Raw genomic sequence first — 16,017 nt, forward strand, 5'->3', positions numbered from 1 at the left:
TCAGTGCATACGCGCATTCGGGCGTGACGGTTCGATCTGCACGATTCCAGGGAGTTTTCGCATGCCAGTGGCGTACGCGTTCTGGACCACCGAGTCGGGGGGCGAGATCCGCCCGGTCGAGGTGCCCGCGCCGGGCGAGGACGAGGTGCTGGTCCGGACGTTGTACTCGGGCGTGAGCCGCGGCACCGAGACCCTCGTGTTCGCCGGGCGGGTGCCGGCCGACCAGCACGAGGCGATGCGCGCGCCGTTCCAGGAGGGCGGCTTTCCGTTCCCGGTGAAGTACGGCTATCTGAACGTCGGCGTGGTCGAGGCCGGCCCGGCGGACCTGCGCGGCCGGACGGTGTTCTGCCTGTATCCGCACCAGACCGAGTACGTGGTGCCGCGCGCGGCGGTGGTGCCGCTGCCCGAGGGGGTGCCGCCGCGCCGGGCCGTGCTCGCCGGCACCGTGGAGACGGCCGTGAACGCGCTGTGGGACGCGGCCCCGCTGATCGGCGACCGGGTGAGCGTGGTCGGCGCGGGGATGGTCGGCTGCAGCGTCGCCGCACTGCTGGCCCGCCTGCCCGGGGCCGAGGTCGAGCTGGTCGACACCGACCCGTCGCGCCGGGCCGTCGCGGACGCGCTCGGGGTCGCGTTCGTCGGCCCGGACGAGGCGTCCCGGGGCCGCGACCTCGTGATCCACGCGAGCGCGTCCGAGCGGGGGCTGCAGACGGCGCTCGGGCTGCTGGCCGCCGAGGGGACGGTGGTGGAGCTGAGCTGGTACGGCGACCGCCCGGTCACCCTCGCGCTGGGCGGGGCGTTCCACTCGGGCCGGCTCACGATCCGCAGCAGCCAGGTCGGCACCGTCTCGCCGGCCCGGGCCGCCACCCGCACCTACGCCGACCGGATGGCCCTGGCGCTGCGCCTGCTGCGCGACCCCGCCTTCGACGCCCTCATCACCGGCGAGTCCCCGTTCGCCGAGCTGCCGGCGGTGCTGCCGCGGCTCGCCGACGGGACGCTGCCGGCCCTCGGCCACGTGATCACCTACTGAACAGGAGCATGCCGCGTGTACAGCCTCACCGTCCGTGACCACATGATGATCGCCCACAGCTTCCGCGGCGAGGTCTTCGGGCCCGCCCAGCGCCTGCACGGCGCGACCTACGTCGTGGACGTGACCTTCTTCCGCCGGCAGCTCGACGCCGACAACCTGGTGGTGGACATCGGCCTGGCGTCGCAGCAGCTCAAGGACGTCCTGGCCGCGTTCAACTACCGCAACCTCGACGACGAGCCCGACTTCAGCGGCGTCAACACGTCGACCGAGATGCTCGCCGCGGTGGTCGCCGACCGGCTGGCCGAGCGGGTCGCCGCGGGGGCGCTGGGGGCGGGCGGGGCCGGGCTGGAGCGGCTGTCCGTGACCCTGCGCGAGTCCCACGTGGCCTGGGCCACGTACGAGCGCGATCTGTGATCTTCTTCGTCCTGCCCAACGACATCGACGACCCCGGCTCGCCGAGCGGCGGCAACCGGTACGACCGCGAAATCTGCGACCGGCTGACCGTCCTCGAACGGCCGGCCTTCGGTGCGTGGCCGGGGCCGAGCGCCGGGGAGCTCGCGGCGCTCGGCACCCTGCTCGCCGGGATTCCGGACGGCTCCGCGGTACTGATCGACGGCCTGATCGCCTCGTGCGCGCCCGCGGTGCTGGAGGCGCACACGGCCCGCCTGCGGCTGGTCGTGCTGGTGCACATGCCCTTCGACGCGCTCCGGGCCTCCGAGGCCCGGGCGCTGCGCGCGGCGAGCGGGGTCATCGCGACCAGCGGCTGGACCCGTCGCCGATTGATCGAGTTGTACGGTCTGAGCCCCGAAACCGTGCATGTGGCGACCCCGGGCGTCGATCCCGCGCCACTCGCGGAGGGTTCGGGCGGCGCCGGGTCGCTGCTCTGCGTCGCCGTGGTCGGCGCCCACAAGGGCCACGACGTGCTGGTCGAGGCCCTCGCGCGGGTCGCCGACCGGGCCTGGACGTGCGTCTGCGCCGGCTCCCTCGACCACCACCCGGGCTTCGTCGCCACGCTGCGCGGGCGCATCGACGCGCTCGGTCTCGGCTCCCGCATCGAGCTGACCGGCCCGCGCGCCGCCGGCGGCCTGTACGCGGCCGCGGACCTGCTGGTGCATCCGTCGCTGGGCGAGACCTACGGCATGGTCGCCGCCGAGGCCCTCGCCCGCGGGGTCCCCGTCCTGGCCACGACCGCGCAGGGGCTGCCGGACGCGATCGGGGCCGCCGCGCCGCCCGGCTGGCTGGTGCCGCCCGGCGATCCCGGCGCCCTGGCCGGCGCCCTGCGGAACTGGTTCGACGACGCGGCGCTGCGCGAGCGCCTCCGAACCGCCGCGCTCGCCCGCCGGGCCACCCTCACCGGGTGGGACGACACCGCCCGCGCGATCGAGGCGGTTTTCCGACACGCGGCGGTGGACTGAACCCGATCGGTCCGGGCGGCGTATGACAAGAGAGATCGTCCGGAAGGGAGCCCCCATGGCCAACGCCGCCGCCGTCGTGCCCACCACGGGTCGCCGGGCGATCAACTGGGGTCTCGTGCGGACCGTCGCCGGCCTCGCCGTGCTCGCGGTGCTCGTCTGGCGGGTCGGCAGCGGCCCCTTCATCGCCGGGCTGCGCATGATCGACGCGTGGGCGATCGTCGCCGCGGTCGGCGTCGGGGCGGCCACGATCGTCGCGTGCGCCTGGCGCTGGCGGCTCGTCGCCCGCGGGCTGGGCCTGCGGCTGCCGCTGCACACCGCGGTCGCGGAGCTGTACCGGGCCGTGCTCATCAACTCCACGCTGCCGGGCGGGGTGCTCGGCGACGTCGACCGGGCCGTCGGCCACGGGCGCGCGGACGGCGACGTCGGCCGCGGCATCCGCGCCGTCGTGTGGGAGCGCACCGCCGGCCAGGTCGTCCAGCTCACCCTCGCCGTCGGGCTGCTCTGGGCGCTGCCCTCGCCGGTGCGCCCGCTGATGCCCCGGATCGCCGCCGTCGCGGCCGCGCTCGCGCTGGTCGTGGCCGTGCTCGCGCTCGTCGCCGGGCGGCGCGGGCCGCAGTGGTGGCGCCGGGCCGTGCGCACCGCCCGGGCCGACGTCCGCGAGGTGCTGCTCGCCCGGCGGATCTGGCCCGGGGTCGTCTTCTTCTCCGCCGTCGCGGTCGCCGGTCATCTGGTCACCTTCATCGTCGCCGCGCGCACCGCCGGCCTGACCGCGCCGGCCGGGCAGCTGCTGCCGCTGACGCTGCTGGCGCTGCTGGCGATGGGGGTGCCCGCGAACATCGGCGGGTTCGGGCCGCGGGAGGGCGTCGCCGCCTGGGCGTTCGCCGCCGCGGGCCTGACCGCCGCGCAAGGCGTCGCTACGGCGACCGTCTATGGGGTACTGGTGCTGGTGTCGAGCCTTCCCGGCGTCGTGGTCCTGCTGTTCCGCCGACGCACCGTGGCCAGCTGAAGGAGAGGGATGTTCGAAACACTGCCTGGGGCAACCACGCGCACGCAGGTGACCGTGCCGCTGCGGCTCCTCGACGGGTACTCCACCACCGCCCGCCTGTTCACGTTCCACGGCCTGGTCGACGGCCGCGAGCACGTCGCCTTCGGCCTCGGCGACTGGGCCGGCGCGGTGCGCCGCAGCGGCGACGGGGGCGCCGCGCCGCTGGTCCGCCTGCACAGCGAGTGCCTGACCGGGGACATCTTCGGCAGTGAGCGCTGCGACTGCGGGCCGCAGCTGCGTGAGGCGATCGAGCGGATCGCCGAGTCCGGGGGTTTTCTGCTGTACCTGCGGCAGGAGGGGCGGGGCATCGGCCTGTACTCGAAGCTCGACGCGTACGCGCTGCAGGACACGGGCCTGGACACCTTCGAGGCCAACATCGCGCTCGGCCACGCCGAGGACGAGCGGGACTACTCCGCGGCCGCCCAGATGCTCGACGCGCTCGGCGTGGACCGCATCCGGCTGCTGACCAACAACCCCGACAAGGCCGACCAGCTCGGCGGGCTCGGGATCACGGTGGCCGACTCCGTGCCGACCGGGGTATTTCTCAGCCCGGCCAACGCGGGATACCTCGCGGCAAAGGCGAGCCGTGCCGCCGCTCGGTGAGGCGACGCTCGCGCCTTGGGACAATGCGGCCGTGCAGACTTCGCGGGCGCGACCCTACGTGCTGCTGAGCTGCGCGATGTCGCTGGACGGGTATCTCGACGACGCGACCGACGAGCGGCTGGTGCTCTCCAACAGCGAGGACCTCGACCGGGTCGACGCGATGCGGGCCGGCTGCGACGCGATCCTGGTCGGGGCCAACACCATCCGCCGCGACAACCCGCGGCTGCTCGTGCGCGCGGCCGAGCGCCGGGAGCGGCGGGCCGGCGACGGGCTGCCGCCCCCGGCGAAGGTCGCGATCCTCGGCCACGGCGACGTCGACCCCGGCTCGCGGTTCTTCACCGAGGGCGACACCGAGAAGATCGTGTACTGCGCGACGACGACCGCCCGCCACAACCGGGCCCGGCTCGGCGGGCGGGCCGAGGTCGTCGACGGCGGCGAGCCCGTCGACGCCGCCTTCGTGCTCGAGGACCTCGCCGCCCGCGGGGTCGGGCGGCTGCTGGTCGAGGGCGGCAGCACGATCAACACGATGTTCCTCACCGCCGGGCTCGTCGACGAGCTGCAGCTCGTGATCGCGCCGTTCTTCGTCGGCGACGGGCGGGCCCCGCGGTTCGTCGGCGACGGCCGCTTCCCGTGGCACCCGGGCCACCGCGCCACGGTGGTGGACGTGCGGCAGATGGACGACGTGGTACTCCTGCGCTACGCCCTTTCCGACCGATTCGAGGCCTGATGAGCACCCCCACGAGCAGTGTGCAAGCGCCGATCCGGATGCACGACCCCAGGGCCGCCATCTCGGAACGGGTGCAGCGGCACCGGCGGCCGCGAGGCGGGACGGGGCCCCAGCGGGCGACGTCCGCGCTGGTCGCCGCCGCGCTCGCCAACGCGGCCGTGGTCGAGGTGCTGTTCTTCACCGCGACCGACGCGCCGAGCGCCATGCTCGCCGCTGGGCGCTTCCTCGGCCTGCACGCCGCGGTGCTGCTCGCGCTGCAGCTCGTGCTCGTGGCCCGGGTGCCGTGGCTGGACCGGCGGCTCGGGCTCGGCCAGCTCACCGCCTGGCACCGCTGGGTCGGCATCGGGCTCGCCTGGACGATCGTGGTGCACGCGACGCTCGCTTCGTGGGCGTACGCCCGCATCAACCACTGGCCGTTCGGCACCCTCGCGGACAAGTGGCTCGGCTCGCTCGGAACCCTCGCCGGCGTCATCTCGGGCACCCTGCTGTTCGTCGTCGTGCTCGCCTCCACCCGGGCGGTGCGGCGGCGGTTGCCGTACGAGCTGTGGCACCTCGTCCACCTGGGCACCTATGCGGTCATCGGGTTCGCGATCGTGCACCAGACCATCGAGAACCCGATCTCCCAGCCGGCCACGTGGGCCAAGGTCTACTGGTGGGTCCTGTGGACGGTCGCGATCGGGCTGTTCGTGCTCGGCCGGATGGCGCTGCCGCTGTGGCGCAACCTCCGCCACGGCCTGCGCGTGTCCGCCGTCGTGGCCGAGTCCGACGACGTGACCTCGGTGTACGTCACCGGGCGGGGCCTGGACCGGATGCCGGCGGAGGCCGGGCAGTTCATGCTGTGGCGCTTCCTCACCCCGGGCCGCTGGTGGCAGGTCAACCCGTTCTCCCTGTCGCAGGCGCCGGACGGCCGGACCCTGCGGCTCACCGCCAAGGCCGTCGGGCACGGCACGGCGGGCCTGCGCAAGCTCCGCGTCGGCACCCGCGTCTTCGTCGAGGGCCCCTACGGCGCGTTCACCGCCAAGCACCGCACGAAGTCCTCGACGCTGCTGATCGCGGGCGGGGTCGGCATCACCCCGATCCGGTCGCTGATGGAGGTGCTCGAGGGCCCGATCGTGCTCATGTACCGCGTCCGCTCCGAGGCCGACGCCACGCTGCTGGGCGAGCTGCGCGACCTCGCGCACACCAAGCGCGCGACGCTGATGCTCGTCGTGGGCCGCACCAAGGACACGAACCCGCCGCCGCTGAGCCCGGAGCACCTGACCACGCTGGTGCCCGACATCCGCCAGCGCGACGTGTACGTCTGCGGGCCGACCGCCATGACGGACACGGTCCTCGCGTCGCTGCGCAAGCTGGGCGTGCCCAAGACCCAGATGCACGCGGAGGTCTTCGCCCTGGCCGACTGATTCTGGGGTCAGCCGACTGATTCTGGGGTCAACCGGGTGCGGTCCGGTGCCCGGTGCTCACGGATGCCCCGGGCACGCCGAAGTCAGCCCTGGAACCGGCCGGACTTCGACAGGGAGCGCACCTTGGGACTCACCGTGTTCGTGGTACTCGTCGTGCTCGCCGCCGGCGCCGAGGCGCTGCTCCCCCGGCGCAACCGCCCCGCGCCCGAGATCGCCGAGCCGGAGGACCTCTCGTTCGTCCTGCGCTCCGGGCTGGCGCCGATCCGCGGCTACGCGGAGATCCTCGGCGACCGCGTGAGCGGCGACGACGACCGGCGGATGATCCGGGCCATCGAGCACCACGCCGACCGGCTCACGGTGCTGGCCGATCGCCTCCGCACCGAGCGCGCCTGACGCTACTGCTTGTTCTTCCTCCGCCGCTTTACTTCTTGTTCTTCTTTCGCGGTTTCACCGTGATGTGGATCGGCGTGCCGGTGAAGTCGAACTCCTCGCGCAGCTTGCGCTCGACGAAGCGGACGTAGCCCGGGTCCAGGACGCCCGTCGTGAACAGCACGAACTTGGGCGGCGACACACCGGCCTGGGTCGCGAACAGCACGCGCGGGGCGCGGCCGCCGCGCACCGGGTGCGGGGTCGCCTGGACGAGCGCGGTGAGCCACTGGTTGAGCTGCCCCGTCGGCACCCGGCGCTCCCAGTTGGCCAGCGCGGTGCGCAGGGCCGGCGCCAGCTTGTCCACCGCACGGCCGGTCAGCGCCGAGACGTTCACGCGCACGGCCCACGGGACGCGGCGCAGCTCGCGGTCGATCTCCTTGCCGAGCTGGTAGCGCCGGTCCTCGTCGACCAGGTCCCACTTGTTGAACGCGATCACGAGCGCCCGGCCGGCCTCGATCACCATCGTGATGATCCGCTGGTCCTGCTCCGAGATGACCTCGCTCGCGTCCAGCAGCACGATCGCGACCTCGGCGGCCTCGATGGCCGCGTTGGTGCGCAGGGACGCGTAGTACTCGGTCCCGCTCGCGTGCGAGACACGCTTGCGCAGGCCGGCGGTGTCGACGAGGTGCCAGGTCTCGCCGCCGAAGTCCACGAGGCTGTCCACCGGGTCGACGGTGGTGCCCGCGACCGAGTCGACGACCGCGCGCTCCTCCTTGGCCAGCTTGTTGAGCAGGCTCGACTTGCCCACGTTGGGGCGCCCGACGAGCGCGATGCGGCGCGGGCCGGCCTCGCGCGGCTCGACCTTGCGAGCTGCGGGCAGGTGCTCGAGGATCTTGTCGAGCAGGTCGCCGGAGCCGCGGCCGTGCAGGGCCGAGACCGGGAACGGCTCGCCCAGCCCGAGGCCCCACAGGCTGGCGGTCTCGCCCTCGATCCGGTCGTTGTCGACCTTGTTCGCGACGAGGATCACCTTGCTCGCGCTGCGGCGCAGCATGCGCACCGCGGCCTCGTCGTCGGCGGTCGGCGGGATCGTGGCGTCGACGACGAAGAGGACCACGTCGGCGGTCTGCGCGGCGATCTCGGCCTGGGTCGCGATGGCCCTGGCCCGCTCGCGGGCGTCGGGCAGCCAGCCGCCCGTGTCGACGATCGTGAAGTTCCGGCCGGACCACTCGGCGTCGTAGGCGACCCGGTCGCGGGTCACCCCGGCGACGTCCTCCACGACCGCCTGGCGGCGCCCGAGGACCCGGTTGACCAGCGTGGACTTGCCGACGTTGGGGCGGCCGACGACGGCGACGATGGGCAGGCTGAGCTCGATGTCCATGTCGTCGCTCTCGTCGAGAACGTCGCGGGAGACGTCCGCGGGCATTGCGTTCACGCCGTCACCTTCCAGCGCATCCCGGCTCGGTCCTTGTTGCACATCCCGGCTCGGTCGTTTTTGCGGATTCCGGCCCGGTCCTCGTTGCGCAACCCGGCTCGGTCGTTTTTGTCCTCGTTGCGCGACCCAGCTCGGTCGCTCGTGCGGATCCCGGCCCGGTCCTCGTTGCGCGATCCGGCTCGGTCGTTTTTGTCCTCGTTGCGCAACCTGGCTCGGTCGCTTTTGCGGATCCCGGCCCGGTCCTCGTTGCGCAACCCGGATCGGTCCGAGCGTTCGTGTGCGGGTCGTGGTCCGCCGGTCGCGCAGCCGGGAACCCGGCGTATCCCGGCCCGGGAGACGTCCGCTGGGGCTGCGTTCACGCCGTCACCTTGTCGAGCATGCGCCGCAGCCGCTCGACCACCTCGTCGATGCCGAGCGCGGTGGTGTCGAGCACCACGGCGTCGTCGGCCTGGCGCAGCGGGTCGGCGGCGCGGGTCGAGTCGAGCCGGTCGCGCCGCGCGAGGTCGGCCGCGGTGGCGGCCCGGTCGGTCGCGTTCTCGCTGCTGCGGCGGCGGGCGCGCTCCTCGGCGTCGGCGGTGAGGTAGACCTTGAGGTCGGCATCGGGCGCCACGACGGTGCCGATGTCACGTCCCTCGACGACGATCCGCCCGGACTCGGTGATGATCGCGCGCTGCTGGGCGACGAGCCGGGCACGCACGGCCGGGACCGCCGAGACGGCCGACACCGCCCGGGTGACCTCCGCCCCGCGAATCTCCCGGTCGACACCGACGCCGTCGACGCTCACGTGCGGGCTCACCGGATCGGTGCCGACGACCAGCTCGACGCCGTCGGCGACCGCGGCGATCTTGTCGGCGTCGCCCAGGTCGACGTTGTCGCGCAGCACCGCGTAGGTGACCGCGCGATACATGGCGCCGGTGTCCAGGTAGCGCGCGTTGAGCGCCTGGGCGACTCGGCGGGAGATGGTGGACTTGCCGGAGCCGGACGGCCCGTCGACGGCAATCACCAGTTGCCGGCCCTCGTCGTGCACGCCCGTCTCCTCTGACTCGATGAAGCCCTTCAAAACAGTACTTGACCCGCCGATGACGCCCGCCCACGGGAGGCCGCCGTCACATCCGGTTTCCCCGGGATGGCACAGCGCACCGACGCGCTCGTTCGCTCGCTCAACGAGTGGCCGGCTCGCCCGCCTTTCTCAGCGAGTAGCCTCGCCCGCCTCCGGCCCGCCCGCCTCCGGCCCGCCCGCCTCCTCAGCAAGTAGCCGGCTCGCCCGCCTCGCCAATGAGTAGCCGACTGGCCTGCCCGCCTCCTCAGCAAGTAGCCGACTGGCGCGCCTCGCCAACGCGTAGCCGGCCCGCCCGCCTCCTCAACGAGTGGCCGGCTCGCCCGCCTCGTCGCAGTCCGCGGGAGCCTCGTCACACGGCGGAACCTCCTCGCCGGCCGCATCACAGGGCGGAACCTCCTCGCCGACCGCGTCGCAGGACCCGGCACCGACCCCGCGCGGCGAACATTCCGACATTTCGGAAATGTCGGAATCGCCTGGGCAAACGGGGCGCTGCGTGCACGGCTCGCCCATCGTGCGGTCGGCCTCGGGCAGGCGCGACAGCACCGAGTCGGCGATGCCCAGCAGCGCGTCCACCTGCTCGGGGTCCAGCGCGTCGAAGAACCAGTGCCGCACGTGCGCCACGTGCCGGGGCGCCGCCGCGGCCACCGCCTCCCAGCCGGCCTCGGTCAGCACCACGAACGCCCCGCGCGGGTCGTCGGCGCACGGCTCCCGGGCCACCAGCCCCCGGGCCGTCATCCGGGTGATCTGGTGCGTGAGCCGCGTCTTCTCCCAGTCGGCCGCGACTCGCAGCTGGAACACGCGCAGCCGCCCGCCCGGCGCCTCCGACAGGCGCGCCAGCACCGCGTACTCCGCGATCGTGAGCCCCGTCTCCCGCAGCAACTGCCGGGCCGTGCGGCGCTGGACCTCGGCGTTGAGGGCGAGGTACGCGCGCCACGCCCGCTGCTCCCGCTCGTTCAGCCACCCCGGATCCATCACACCGGCAGTCTACGGGTGTGGGTGACACGTCACCGTAGTTGTGAGCTATCGTCTCGGTGACACGTCACCCTTCCCCGGTGGCGCCACGCAGAAAGAGGAACCACGCTGTGACCAAGGTCGGAATCATCCTCGGCAGCACGCGTCCGGGCCGTAACGGCGAGGCCGTGGCCAAGTGGGTCTACGACATCGCGAGCCGCCGCGCGGACGCGGAGTTCGAGCTGGTCGACCTGCTCGACTACAACCTGCCGCACCTGGACGAGGCCGCGCCGCCGTCCTTCGGGCAGTACGCCAACGAGCACACCAAGCAGTGGTCGGCCAAGATCGCCGAGTTCGACGCCTACATCTTCGTCACGCCCGAGTACAACCACTCGACCAGCGGCGCGCTGAAGAACGCGATCGACTACCTCTACGGCGAGTGGAACAACAAGGCGGCCGGCTTCGTGAGCTACGGCTCCGCGGGCGGCACCCGCGCGGTCGAGCACCTGCGGCTGATCGCGGGCGAGCTGCAGATCGCCGACGTGCGCGCCCAGGTCGCGCTCTCGCTCTTCACCGACTTCGAGAACTTCTCGGTCTTCAAGCCGGGCCCGCAGCACGAGTCCACGCTCACCACGGTCCTCGACCAGACGATCGCGTGGGGCAACGCCCTGAAGACGGTCCGCAAGGCCGCCTAACTCGCATATACGAAATGTCGGATATGTCGCGGCGCGCCAGCGCCCGACATATCCGGTTCGACCGTTCGGTGCGGGAAAAGTCGAGGCAACAAGAGCCCGCGTCACTGAGCCGGAGCGGGCAAGAGTTCGACGCGACAAGAGCTCGCGCCATAGAGCTGGTGCGGCAAGAGGTCGGCGTGGCCTGAGCTGGTGCGGCCTCGAAGCTGGTGCGGCCTCGAAGCTGGTGCGGCCTCGAAGCTGGTGCGGCCTCGAAGTTAGTGCGGCACCGTGCTGGTGCGGCCCGAGCCGCGGGCGAACCGCTCGGCCAGGGCCGCCCCGGCCTCGACCAGCTCCGGCGGGCCCACCAGCTCGAAGTCCGCGCCGAACATGCCGAACCACGCGGCCAGCCCCACCCACGACCACGAGCCCGCCGTCACCCGGCACCGGTCCGGGCCCGCGTCCTCGACCAGGGCCTGCCCGCGAATCCAATCGTTCGCCGCCGCGGCCGGGACGTGCAGGATCGCCGTTCCCTTGCACGGGGACAGGTCCTGGCGCTCGAAGCGCTCCGCCACGAAGTCGGCCACGTCCGCGGCCGGCAGCGGGCGCGGCTGGAAGCGGGGGCCGTTGGGGGTGCGCGGGGTCATGCGGTCGACGCGGTACATGCGCCAGTCCGCCCGGTCGAGATCCCAGCCGATCAGGTACCACCGCCCGCCCCAGGTCACCAGGTGGTGCGGCTCGGCGCGGCGCGGCGGGCGCTGGCCGGCGGGACCCTCGCGCATCTCGCGGCGGCCCTCGTAGTCGAAGCGCAGCACCTCGCGGGCGCGGACCGCCGCGCCGATCGCGAGCAGGCGCTCGGCGTCGATGTCGCCCTCGCGCCAGGAGCTCTTCGCCACGCGCGTCACCTGCAGGGCGTCGATGCGGTGGCGCAGGCGCGCGGGCATCACCTGGCGCACCGTGGCCAGGGCCCGCAGCGCCGCCTCCTCGACGCCCTGGACCGACATCGTGGCCGTCTGCAGCGCGACCGCCACGGCCACGGCCTGGTCGTCGTCGAACAGCAGCGGCGGCAGCTCGGAGCCGGCGTCGAGCCGGTAGCCGCCGTCCGGCCCGCGCGTCGCCTGCACCGGGTAACCCAGCTCGCGCAGCCGGTCCACGTCCCGGCGGACCGTGCGCGGGCTGACCTCGAGCCGGTCGGCGAGCGTCTGGCCGGGCCAGTCGCGGCGGGCCTGCAGCAGGGACAGCAGGGCCAGCAGTCGCGCCGAGGTTTCGAGCATGGGCTCAGTATCGCCCGCGTACAGGACAGGGCCTGTCCGCATCCTGGTCCGATGCGGACAGGCGGAGGCGCTACTCCCCGACGGCCTTGAAGAGCGCCCCGATCTCGGCCTGCGACAGGTGCCGCGTGCGCGCCGGCCGCAGGTCGCCGAGGCGGATCGGGCCGATCTGGGTGCGGATGAGCCGCTGCACCGGGAAGCCGACGGCGTCGAACATGCGCCGGACGATGTGGTTGCGGCCCTCGTGCAGGACCACCTCGACGAGGGCCACCTTGCCGTAGGCGTCCACGACCCGGAACGAGTCGACCTTCACCGGGCCGTCCTCGAGGGCGACGCCGGACTTGAGCTCGCGGCCCATCGCGCGCGGGACGGGGCCGGGGATCTCCACCTGGTAGGTCTTGGCCACCTCGTAGGACGGGTGCATGAGCTTGTGCGCGAGCCCGCCGTCGTTGGTGAGCAGGATCAGGCCTTCGCTGTCCTGGTCGAGCCGGCCCACGTGGAACACCCGCGACTCGATGTTGGGCACGAGGTCCGAGATCGCGTTGCGGCCCTTCTCGTCGTCCATCGTGGAGACGACGCCGCGCGGCTTGTTCAGCGCGATGTACACCAGCCGGGTGTCGGTCACCAGGCGCTGCCCGTTGACGTGGATGGCGTCGCGGCTGGGGTCGGCCTTGTCGCCGAGGCTCGCCTCACGGCCGTTGACCGTGACCCGGCCCTCGTCGATCATGCGCTCGCAGGCGCGGCGCGACCCGAGGCCGCCGGCGGCGAGGATCTTCTGCAGCCGCTCCTCGCGCCGCGGCACCTCGGCGTCGGGCGGGGCGTCGAAGGCCGAGCCCTCGAAATCGGGTCCGGCGAACCCGGGCGCGGGCACGGAGTCGGAGTCAACTGACGGGTCAACGCTGGGCATCGGCGATCTCATCTATGTCGTCGGGCAGGAACGGGGCGAGCGGGGGCAGCTGCTCGACGCTGTCCAGGCCGAGTTTCTCCAGGAACAGCGTGGTCGTCTTGTAGAGGAACGCGCCGCTCTCGGGCTCGCTGCCGATCTCCTCGATCAGGCCCCGCGTTACCAGCGTACGGACCACGCCGTCACAGTTCACACCCCGGATGGCGGAAATGCGCGACCTGGTCACCGGCTGCTTGTACGCGATCACGGCGAGTGTCTCCAGCGCGGCCTGCGTCAGCCGGATCTGCTGCCCGTCGAGCACGAACTTCTCGACATAGGCCGCATACTCGGGCCGGGTGTAGAGCCGCCAGCCCCCGGCCACGCGCCGAAGATCAAAACCGAAACCCAGCCGGGTGTACTCCGCTGAGGCCGCCTCAAGCGCCGCCACCACCCGTTCGACCGGCTGGTCGAGCACCTGGGCGATCGTGACCTCACTGGTCGGCTCGTCGACGACGAGCAGAATGGCCTCGACGGCGCCCCGCAGCTCGGCGTCGCCCATCTCGGGCTTGACGGGTTCCGCGGCAGCTGGCTCCGCGGCCGCCGAAGGGGCAGGCGCCTCGAGCCCGGGCAGCGTGTCGGCAACCGGCTCGCCCTCGGGCTCAGCGACAACCGGCTCGACTTCCACCTCGGGCTCAGGCTGCGGCTCCGGCTCTGGCTCAACCTCGGGTGCAGCGGCAACCGGCTCAACTTCCGCTACGGGCTCCGGCTCCGGCTGGACCTCGGGCTCAGGCTCAGGCTCAGGCTCAGGCTCAGCGACAATCGGCTGAACTTCCGCCTCGGGCTCAAGCTCCGGCTCAATCTCAGCTCCAGCCTCAACCTCGCCCTCAGCTTCAGGCTCAATCTCAACCGCAGCCTCAGGCGAGGGCGAGGGCGAGGGCTCCCCCGCGGGCTCGTCGGACTGCCACTGGAGCTCGGGAAACGACTGAGCGGCCGGCGGCTCCGGCTTCGGACGCGCCCACGGCGGCACCCAGCTCGCGGCCTGATCGGCCAGCGACCCGGCGGGCTTGTCGTCCTCGTTCACTCGTCCACCTCGTTGTCCACGTCCGCCGCGGCCGAGGCGAGCTCCGCCCCCGGCGACTCCGAAGCTGCCACCGAACCGGCGCCATCGTCCACGGATCCTGCGGCGTCGCCCGGTTCCGGCTCCTTGGCGGCGGGCGCCGGCGACCCCTCGTACTCCTCGACCTGGATCTCCACGTTCGCGTCCTCGGAGGCGGTCCAGCGCACGATCAGCTCGCCGAGGGCCTGGACCTGTTCGAAGCCGACGAGGTTCTCGCGGTACAGCTCCAGCAGCGCCAGGAACCGGGCCACCACCTCGAGGGTCGTCTCGCAGTCGGCGCAGAGCTCGGCGAAGGTCGCCACCCGGCGCTCGAACAGCCGGTCGCGCAGCAGGTTGGCGTGCTCCCGGACGCTGACGCGCACCTGGTGGATGTGCGCGACCGAGACCACCGGCGGCACCTTGGGCGTGAACGCCCGGACGGCGATCTTGAGCAGCCGCTTCGGACCGATGCCGAGGACCAGGTCGGGCAGGGCCTCCGCGTACTGCGGCTCGAGGGAGACCGCGCGCGGGTACCGCCGCGACCCGACGGCCTCGAGCCCCTGGATGTGCGCGGCCGCCTCCTTGAACGCCTTGTACTGCAGCAGCCGCGCGAACAGCAGGTCCCGCGCCTCGAGCAGCGCGAGGTCCTCCTCGTTCTCGACCGTGGCCGAGGGCAGCAGCCGGGCCGCCTTCAGGTCGAGCAGCGTGGCCGCGATCACGAGGAACTCGGAGGTCTCGTCGAGGTCCCAGTCGTCGCCCATCGCGCGGATGTAGGAGATGAAGTCGTCGGTGACCGTGTGCAGCGCGACCTCGGTGACGTCGAGCTTGTGCTTGCCGATGAGCTGCAGCAGCAGGTCGAACGGCCCCTCGAAGTTGGACAGCTTCACCTGGAAGCCGGAGGGGGCCGGCGTCGCCGGCGGGACGTCCGGCACGTCCGGCACGTCCGGCGCCGGCGGGTCGGGAGCGGGCGCGTCGGGAGCCGGCACGTCGGCGAGCACCGGCGCCTCGGCGTCCACCGCCGCGGGCGCCGATGACTCCACAACCGGCTCAGTCACGCGAAGAACCTAGCGCACGAACAGCGAAAAGCCCCTATTAGAGACGCCGCTCGGCCTGCTGCGCGATGACCTCCCGCGCCAGCTGCCGATAGTTGCGCGCCCCCGACGAGGCCGGGTCGAGCGTGGTGATGGGCGCGCCCGCGACCGTCGACTCCGGGAACTTCACGGTCTTCGTGATGACGGTCTGGTACACCTTGTCGCCGAACGCCTCCACGACGCGCTGCAGCACCTGGCGGCAGTGGGTGGTCCGGCTGTCGTACATGGTCGCGAGGATGCCCTCGAGCTCCAGGTCGAAGTTGAGCCGCTCGCGCACCTTGTCGATCGTGTCCAGCAGCAGCGCCACCCCGCGCAGCGAGAAGAACTCGCACTCCAGCGGGATCATCACACCGTGCGCGACGGTGAGCGCGTTGATCGCCAGCAGGCCGAGCGACGGCTGGCAGTCGATCAGGATGAAGTCGTATTCCTTGAGGACCGGCCGCAGCACGCGGGCCAGCGCCATCTCGCGCGCGACCTCGGTGACGAGCTGGATCTCGGCCGCCGAGAGGTCGATGTTCGCGGGCAGCAGGTGCAGCCCGGCGATGTCCGTCTTGATCCGGATGTCCTCGACCGTCACGTCGGAGTCCATCAGGATGTTGTAGATCGTGAGGTCGAGGTTGTGCGGGTTGACACCGAGGCCGACCGAGAGGGCGCCCTGGGGGTCGAAGTCGACGAGCAGCACCCGCCGGCCGTATTCCGCGAGCGCCGCGCCCAGGTTGATGGTCGACGTGGTCTTGCCCACGCCGCCCTTCTGGTTGGCCATGGCGATGATCCGCGCCGGGCCGTGCCGGTCCATCGGCATCGGCTCGGGGATCGGCTTGCGCATCGTGTACGCGGTCGGGTCCGCCGGCCCGAGCTCCGCACCGAGGTCAAGCGAGGCCTGCTCGGCGCGCATCGTGGTGGTCCACGACTCCGCCTGGTCGCCCATGCCTGTCATCGCTGTCTGCGCCCCTCCCGGCGGCGTTGTCTCCGC

18 protein-coding genes are annotated in these 16,017 nt (G+C 72.6%); 9 read left to right on the top strand and 9 right to left on the bottom strand.

Annotated features, from left to right (window positions below):
- Window positions 1-61: 61 nt before the first annotated feature.
- The 8 genes from ABT369_RS42080 to ABT369_RS42115 all read left to right on the top strand — a co-directional run bounded on the left by ABT369_RS42080 (window position 62) and on the right by ABT369_RS42115 (window position 6,613).
- Entirely contained in the window at window positions 62-1,027 is a 966-nt protein-coding gene (locus ABT369_RS42080) for a zinc-dependent alcohol dehydrogenase (protein ID WP_350621288.1), read from the top strand.
- A gap of 15 nt (window positions 1,028-1,042) precedes the next feature.
- Window positions 1,043-1,441 (top strand): 6-pyruvoyl trahydropterin synthase family protein, encoded by a 399-nt coding sequence (locus tag ABT369_RS42085; RefSeq protein WP_350621290.1) that lies wholly within the window; start codon window positions 1,043-1,045, stop codon window positions 1,439-1,441.
- A complete protein-coding gene (locus ABT369_RS42090; protein WP_502891890.1) occupies window positions 1,441-2,442 on the top strand; it encodes a glycosyltransferase family 4 protein in 1,002 nt (333 codons plus the stop codon). The genes ABT369_RS42085 and ABT369_RS42090 overlap by 1 nt, the downstream gene beginning before the upstream one ends.
- Window positions 2,443-2,497: 55 nt before the next feature.
- Entirely contained in the window at window positions 2,498-3,448 is a 951-nt protein-coding gene (locus ABT369_RS42095) for a lysylphosphatidylglycerol synthase transmembrane domain-containing protein (RefSeq protein WP_350621294.1), read from the top strand.
- A gap of 9 nt (window positions 3,449-3,457) precedes the next feature.
- A complete protein-coding gene (locus ABT369_RS42100) occupies window positions 3,458-4,090 on the top strand; it encodes a GTP cyclohydrolase II (protein WP_350621296.1) in 633 nt (210 codons plus the stop codon).
- 31 nt (window positions 4,091-4,121) lie between these two features.
- The gene (locus ABT369_RS42105; RefSeq protein ID WP_350621298.1) at window positions 4,122-4,817 is read left to right on the top strand and encodes a RibD family protein; all 696 of its coding nucleotides are present in this window, start codon (window positions 4,122-4,124) and stop codon (window positions 4,815-4,817) included.
- On the top strand, window positions 4,817-6,220 hold the full coding sequence (locus tag ABT369_RS42110) for a ferredoxin reductase family protein (protein ID WP_350621300.1): 1,404 nt from the start codon (window positions 4,817-4,819) through the stop codon (window positions 6,218-6,220). The genes ABT369_RS42105 and ABT369_RS42110 overlap by 1 nt, the downstream gene beginning before the upstream one ends.
- A 123-nt stretch (window positions 6,221-6,343) precedes the next feature.
- Complete coding sequence (locus ABT369_RS42115) at window positions 6,344-6,613, top strand: hypothetical protein (protein WP_350621302.1); 270 nt, start codon at window positions 6,344-6,346, stop codon at window positions 6,611-6,613.
- Between the two features lie 28 nt (window positions 6,614-6,641).
- Here ABT369_RS42115 and der read toward each other — a convergent pair whose 3' ends face one another.
- The 4 genes from der to ABT369_RS42135 form a co-directional block, all read right to left on the bottom strand.
- The gene (der, locus tag ABT369_RS42120; protein WP_350621397.1) at window positions 6,642-7,967 is read right to left on the bottom strand and encodes a ribosome biogenesis GTPase Der; all 1,326 of its coding nucleotides are present in this window, start codon (window positions 7,965-7,967) and stop codon (window positions 6,642-6,644) included.
- Window positions 7,968-8,017: 50 nt separating this feature from the next.
- Window positions 8,018-8,275, bottom strand: a complete 258-nt coding sequence (locus tag ABT369_RS42125; protein WP_350621304.1) for a hypothetical protein — start codon at window positions 8,273-8,275, stop codon at window positions 8,018-8,020.
- A 101-nt stretch (window positions 8,276-8,376) separates the two neighbouring features.
- The gene (gene cmk, locus ABT369_RS42130) at window positions 8,377-9,048 is read right to left on the bottom strand and encodes a (d)CMP kinase (protein WP_350621306.1); all 672 of its coding nucleotides are present in this window, start codon (window positions 9,046-9,048) and stop codon (window positions 8,377-8,379) included.
- A gap of 333 nt (window positions 9,049-9,381) precedes the next feature.
- Window positions 9,382-10,053 (bottom strand): MarR family winged helix-turn-helix transcriptional regulator, encoded by a 672-nt coding sequence (locus ABT369_RS42135; RefSeq protein WP_350621399.1) that lies wholly within the window; start codon window positions 10,051-10,053, stop codon window positions 9,382-9,384.
- 110 nt (window positions 10,054-10,163) lie between these two features.
- Between ABT369_RS42135 and ABT369_RS42140 the strand changes: the two genes are divergently transcribed.
- On the top strand, window positions 10,164-10,727 hold the full coding sequence (locus ABT369_RS42140; protein WP_350621308.1) for an NADPH-dependent FMN reductase: 564 nt from the start codon (window positions 10,164-10,166) through the stop codon (window positions 10,725-10,727).
- Window positions 10,728-10,981: 254 nt separating this feature from the next.
- Here ABT369_RS42140 and ABT369_RS42145 read toward each other — a convergent pair whose 3' ends face one another.
- The 5 genes from ABT369_RS42145 to ABT369_RS42165 form a co-directional block, all read right to left on the bottom strand.
- Window positions 10,982-11,977, bottom strand: coding sequence for a helix-turn-helix transcriptional regulator (locus ABT369_RS42145; protein WP_350621310.1), 996 nt, complete (start codon window positions 11,975-11,977; stop codon window positions 10,982-10,984).
- Window positions 11,978-12,047: 70 nt separating this feature from the next.
- Window positions 12,048-12,881 (bottom strand): pseudouridine synthase, encoded by an 834-nt coding sequence (locus tag ABT369_RS42150; RefSeq protein WP_350621312.1) that lies wholly within the window; start codon window positions 12,879-12,881, stop codon window positions 12,048-12,050.
- Window positions 12,868-13,677 carry an SMC-Scp complex subunit ScpB gene (scpB, locus tag ABT369_RS42155; RefSeq protein WP_350621401.1) on the bottom strand — a complete coding sequence of 270 codons (810 nt, stop codon included), beginning with the start codon at window positions 13,675-13,677 and terminating at the stop codon, window positions 12,868-12,870. The genes ABT369_RS42150 and scpB overlap by 14 nt, the downstream gene beginning before the upstream one ends.
- Before the next feature lie 257 nt (window positions 13,678-13,934).
- On the bottom strand, window positions 13,935-14,939 hold the full coding sequence (locus ABT369_RS42160; protein ID WP_502891891.1) for a segregation and condensation protein A: 1,005 nt from the start codon (window positions 14,937-14,939) through the stop codon (window positions 13,935-13,937).
- A 106-nt stretch (window positions 14,940-15,045) separates the two neighbouring features.
- Window positions 15,046-15,981: a ParA family protein gene (locus ABT369_RS42165; protein WP_350621314.1), complete on the bottom strand. Its 936-nt coding sequence runs from the start codon at window positions 15,979-15,981 to the stop codon at window positions 15,046-15,048.
- Between the last annotated feature and the right edge of the window lie 36 nt (window positions 15,982-16,017).

Source organism: Dactylosporangium sp. NPDC000244 (genome assembly GCF_040300725.1).
In the GTDB taxonomy this organism is placed as follows: Bacteria; Actinomycetota; Actinomycetes; order Mycobacteriales; family Micromonosporaceae; genus Dactylosporangium.